Genomic DNA, 4,612 nt, shown 5'->3' on the forward strand with positions numbered 1-4,612 from the left:
GCGGTGGGGGCGGGGGCGGTGGGGGCGGGCGGGTCGGGTCGGGCGGACCCGGTCCGCGGGTGTGCTCAGCTCCGGTCCGGGTGGTCGGCGGCGCCGTAGCCGCCGAGGATGCGGTCCATCACCTCGGGCAGCCGGAAGGAGGTCCGGTGCATGGCGGCCTCCCTGGCGATCGCCGCGTCGGTCGCGGCGAGCAGCGGTGCGGCCAGGTCCTGCTTGAGCAGTTCCAGGGAGGCCCGGGGAGCCGCCGCCAGGTCGGCGGCGAGCGCACGGGCGGTGGCGGGTACCCGGTCGTGGGCCACCACCGTGACGGGCGCACCGCGGTCGCGCAGTTCGGCGCCCCGGTAGTTGCGGGCGGTCCACAGCATCTCGGTGCCGAGCTGCGGCCCGAAGCGCCACGGCAGCAGGTGGGTGGCGCCCATGCCGGGGGTGAAGCCGTAGCGCATGAAGTTCCCGGCGTAGACCGAGCGTTCGCTGAACACGGCCAGGTCCGCGTAGAGCGCCAGGACCAGTCCGCCGCCGATGGCGTGGCCCTGGACCGAGGCCACCACCGGGAGCGGGCAGCGGGCCAGTACCCGGAAGAAGTCGTCGGTGTCGAAGCTGCCCTCGCCCCGGGCGAAGTGGACCAGTTCCCGTTGCGAGCCGCCGGCGCAGAACAGCTCCGGCATGCCCTCGACCAGCACCACCCGGGTCCGTTCCTCGGCCACCGCCCGCCCGACGGCGTCCACCAGGCCCCGGCTGAAATCCGGCCCGAAGGTGTTGCGTCCCTCGCGGTCGGCCATCCGTACCACGGCGATCGGGCCCTGCCAGGACAGCGAGACCACCTCGGGACCGGCCGTGGTGCCCCGCGAAGGGGCCGGTGCGGCGCTCATGCGGCGGCTCCCGCCGTGCGCAGCCGGTCCAGCAGCCGCCGGGCGCCCGGGGCCGCGAACCGTTCGATCAGCAGCTGCGAGGCCTCGTGGCCCAGGCCCGGGTCGCGCGGGAACAGCCGGGCCCGGTAGTCCTTGAGCGCGGCGGCGGTGGCCCGGTCGGTCCGGCCGAGCCGGGCGAGCAGCGGCCGCAGCGCCGACTCGGCGTCGGGGCCGGATAGGTCGGCGAGTCCGGCGCGGTGCGCGGCGGCCGCGTCGAACTCCTCGGCGCACAGGGTCGCCGCGAACGCCCGCTGCTCGCCGAGGCGGCGGGCGACGAACGGCAGCGCCATCGCGGGCACCAGTCCGGCCAGCACCTCGGTGAGCCGGAACCGGGCGCGGTCGCCGGCCACCACCAGGTCGCAGGCCGCGGCCAGGCCGACCCCGCCGGCGGTGGCCCGGCCGTCGACGGCCGCGACGGTCACCAGTTGGCTGCGGGTCAGCCGGTCCAGCAGCGTCCAGTACGGCAGTTCGGCGCCGTCCGGCAGCCGCTCGGCCGCGGCACCGGCTCCGGACGGGCCGCCGCCGGACAGGTCGGTGCCGGACAGGTCGGTGCCCGCGCAGAAGTCCTCGCCGACCGCCGACAGGACGAACACCCGGCAGTCGGGGTCGGCCTCGGCCCGGTCGAGGGCCGCGGCCAGGCCGTCGAGCAGGGCGTCGTCGATGGGGTTGCGGCGCTCCGGGCGGTCGAGCACCGCCCGCAGCATCCCCCGGCCGCGGGTGACCCGGACGGCCGTGTCCCGGCCGCTCATCGGTCGGCCCCCAGCCAGACATACTCGCGGTGGTAGTCGCGGACGGCTTCCAGCACCAGCCGGGGCCGGCTGTCGCCGCCGCCGAACCGGGCTTTGGTGATCTGCGGGAAGCGGTCCAGGTCGAAGGTGAAGTCCCGGGCGCCGAACTTGAGTTCCGCGGTCGCGGTGAGCAGCTCGTCGTACTCGGGGACGGACAGCGAGTACCGGGCGTCCAGGGCCTCGCGGATGCCCATGGAGCGCACCGCGCGCTGCGACTGCGGGGTCACCACGGCGCTGTAGAACTCGGAGCTGCAGCCGGAGCCGTAGGAGAAGATGCCGACCCGGCGCTCCCGGTCGATGACGGCGTTGTCGATGGTGCTGGCCAGCGCGAGGAAGACGGTGCCGGCGTAGATGTTGCCGACCTGGCGCGGGTACTCCACCGCGGCGGACAGCCGGGCGGTGAAGTCGTCCTCGATGGCCTGCGGCGACATCCGCTTGAGCTTGCGCAGGACGGCCCGGTGGGCGCCCTTGACCATGCCGGGGAACGGCGTGTGCATCGCCAGCAGGTCGAAGCTGTCCACCAGGTCGGCGCCCTCGACCTTGCGGGCGTAGTCGGTGAACGAGCCCTTGAGGCAGTCGATGTAGGTGAGCAGCGAGAGGTCGACGTCGCCCGCCTCGGCCTCCGGGTCCGGGCGGCAGGTGTCCATCACCTCGTAGCTGTGGAAGCCGTTGGCTCCCCGGTCGAAGGCCGCCACCACCGGCCGGTCGCCGATCAGCATGGCGACCGCCCCGGCGCCCTGGCTGGGCTCCACGTAGGTGTGCGGGACGGGTCGCGCCACGTCGCTGCTGATGACCAGGGCCTTGGCGCCGTCGAACGGGCTGGCGGCCACCACGGCCGCGGCCATCTGGACCGCCGCCGTACCGCTGTAGCAGGCCTGCTTGGTCTCGAACAGGCGGCAGGAACGCGGCAGGCCGAGGTGGTCGTGGACGTAGGTCGCGAGGGACTTGCCGAAGTCGACGCCGGACTCGGTGCCGACGATCAGCAGCTCGATCCGGCCGCGCTCCTCCTCGCTGAGCGCGTCCACGATCGGCTTGGCCGCGTTGACGGCGAAGGAGACGGCGTCCTCGCAGTGCAGGGCCACGCTCTTGCGGGCCATCATCAGGTTGTCGATCCGGCTGTCGTCCAGCCCGCGGGCGGCGAACAGGGTGGGGACGTCGACGTACGTCTCTCCGCAGTAGGCGTTGACGGCTTCGATGCCGACCGGCTTCATGGGGTGTTCTCCCTCAGGAAAGGACAGGGTCAGGGCTTGGTACGGCGGCCGGGCCGGCCGCCTCGGGCAGCCGCAGCACGACGGAGGCGTTGATGCCGCCGAAGGCGAAGCTGTTGGTGAGCGCGGTGCGCAGCGGGCGGCGTTCGGCGCGGGTGCCGACCAGCGGCAGCCGGGGGTCGAGCGGCCGGGCGAGGTTGGGATTGGGGTGGCAGGCGCCGGCCCGCAGCTGGGCGATGACGGCGACCGCCTCGACCAGCCCGGCGGCGCTCAGGCAGTGACCGGTGAGCGGCTTGGTGGAGTTGATCCGCAGGGACGGGCGGGCGCCGAAGACCTCCAGCAGCGAGTCGGCCTCGGTCCGGTCGCCGAGCACCGAACCGGTGCCGTGGGCGTTGACGTAGTCGACCTGGTCCGCCGCCAGTCCGGCCGACGCCAGCGCCGCCCGCATCGCGGCCACCTGGCCACCGGAATCCGGCTCGGTGCCGCGTCGGGCGTCCAGCCGCTGCCCGTACCCGGCGACCTCCGCCAGGATCTCCGCGCCGCGGGCCCGCGCCGCCGCCGGCCGTTCCAGCACGACGGCCGCCGCGCCCTCGCCCCGGACGAAACCCTGCCGGTCCCGGTCGAACGGCCGGCACATCCGGGCCGGCTCCGCGCGCAGTGCCTCGTACGCCATGGCACCCGTGCGCCGGAACGCCTCCGCCTCCACCGGGGACAGTTCCGCCACCGGCGCGACCACCAGGACCCGCTCGGCCCAGCCGGCGGCGACCATCCGGGCGCCCTGCAGCAGCGCGATCGAGCCGCTGGCGGACGCCCCGCCCACCGCCCAGCCCTCTGACCGGACCCCGGTCACCTCGCTCACGGCACCGACCACGTCGACATCGAGGTGGGTCAGGGCGTACGAGGCCCGCAGCCGGCCCGGCGCACGTTGGTGGCCGAGCACGGTGTCCGCCTGGTGCGCCAGGGCCAGGTTGCTGCCGGCGACCAGCAGGGCGGTGTCCCCGGCCACGGCGGGCTCGACGGCCCGGCCGGGCGGCGCCAGCCCGGCGTCCGCCAGCGCGCGCAGCGCCACGCAGGCCGCGGTACGGGCGGGCAGCGCGGCCCGGCCCGCGACCCGGCGCAGCAGGGCGGCCCGCTCCGGGTCGTCCGGGAGGTGCCGTTCGGCCCACTCGGCGACGCCGAACGGCCCGAGGGCCGCGACGGGCAGCACCATGCCATCGGGCGTGCCGGACGGGTCGGCCCCGGCGGGGAGGGTCACCGCGCTGCGCCCCGCCAGCAGGGCCGCGGTGAAGTCCGCCAGGCGGTCGCCGAGCGGCCCGAGGACGGCGGCCGCGGTGACGGCCACCGCGGGGACCGGCCGGTCCGGCACGCCCGCGCTCACACGTGCTCGCTCAGGACCGCGACCAGCGAGCGCAGGTCGTTGGCACGGGTCAGCGTCTCGGCGGGGACCCGGACGCCGAGGTCGTCCTGGGTGGCGATGACCACGTCCATCCGGTCGATGGAGTTGGCCCCGAGGTCACGCATGCTGTGGTCGAGCGTGATCTGGGACTCGGTCAGCTCGGGGAGCACCTCCAGGAGGTTGCGGCGGACGACGGCGAATATCTCGTCGGTGGTCATGGTCTGGTTCCTCTTCGGGTGCGGTGGGACGGGGTTGCGGTGGGACTTGGTGCGGTGGGACGGGGTGCGGATCAGGTGCGGTGCCGGGCCCGGG

General features: G+C 75.2%; 5 protein-coding genes. All 5 read right to left on the bottom strand.

From position 1 onward, the window contains the following. Nucleotides 1-65: 65 nt before the first annotated feature. Genes AB0D08_RS17150 through AB0D08_RS17170 form a run of 5 tightly spaced genes read right to left on the bottom strand, consistent with a single transcriptional unit; the run spans nt 66 to nt 4,518 of the window. Complete coding sequence (locus AB0D08_RS17150; RefSeq protein ID WP_359889571.1) at nt 66-869, bottom strand: polyketide synthase; 804 nt, start codon at nt 867-869, stop codon at nt 66-68. Next, a complete protein-coding gene (locus tag AB0D08_RS17155) occupies nt 866-1,657 on the bottom strand; it encodes an enoyl-CoA hydratase-related protein (RefSeq protein WP_359889574.1) in 792 nt (263 codons plus the stop codon). Before AB0D08_RS17155 ends, AB0D08_RS17150 begins: the two co-directional genes overlap by 4 nt. After that, on the bottom strand, nt 1,654-2,907 hold the full coding sequence (locus tag AB0D08_RS17160; protein WP_033825421.1) for a hydroxymethylglutaryl-CoA synthase: 1,254 nt from the start codon (nt 2,905-2,907) through the stop codon (nt 1,654-1,656). The genes AB0D08_RS17155 and AB0D08_RS17160 overlap by 4 nt, the downstream gene beginning before the upstream one ends. 13 nt (nt 2,908-2,920) lie before the next feature. Further along, nucleotides 2,921-4,282, bottom strand: coding sequence for a beta-ketoacyl synthase N-terminal-like domain-containing protein (locus AB0D08_RS17165; protein WP_359889577.1), 1,362 nt, complete (start codon nt 4,280-4,282; stop codon nt 2,921-2,923). Then, the gene (locus tag AB0D08_RS17170; RefSeq protein WP_033825422.1) at nt 4,279-4,518 is read right to left on the bottom strand and encodes a phosphopantetheine-binding protein; all 240 of its coding nucleotides are present in this window, start codon (nt 4,516-4,518) and stop codon (nt 4,279-4,281) included. The genes AB0D08_RS17165 and AB0D08_RS17170 overlap by 4 nt, the downstream gene beginning before the upstream one ends. Nucleotides 4,519-4,612: the final 94 nt, after the last annotated feature.

It is taken from the genome of Kitasatospora sp. NPDC048540 (assembly GCF_040651175.1).
In the GTDB taxonomy this organism is placed as follows: Bacteria; Actinomycetota; Actinomycetes; order Streptomycetales; family Streptomycetaceae; genus Kitasatospora.

Excerpts from the sequence above, each read along its gene's own strand:
- AB0D08_RS17150 (WP_359889571.1), bottom strand. The coding sequence starts at position 869 with ATGAGCGCCGCACCGGCCCCTTCGCGGGGCACCACGGCCGGTCCCGAG.
- AB0D08_RS17155 (WP_359889574.1), bottom strand. The coding sequence starts at position 1,657 with ATGAGCGGCCGGGACACGGCCGTCCGGGTCACCCGCGGCCGGGGGATG.
- AB0D08_RS17160 (WP_033825421.1), bottom strand. The coding sequence starts at position 2,907 with ATGAAGCCGGTCGGCATCGAAGCCGTCAACGCCTACTGCGGAGAGACG.
- AB0D08_RS17170 (WP_033825422.1), bottom strand. The coding sequence starts at position 4,518 with ATGACCACCGACGAGATATTCGCCGTCGTCCGCCGCAACCTCCTGGAG.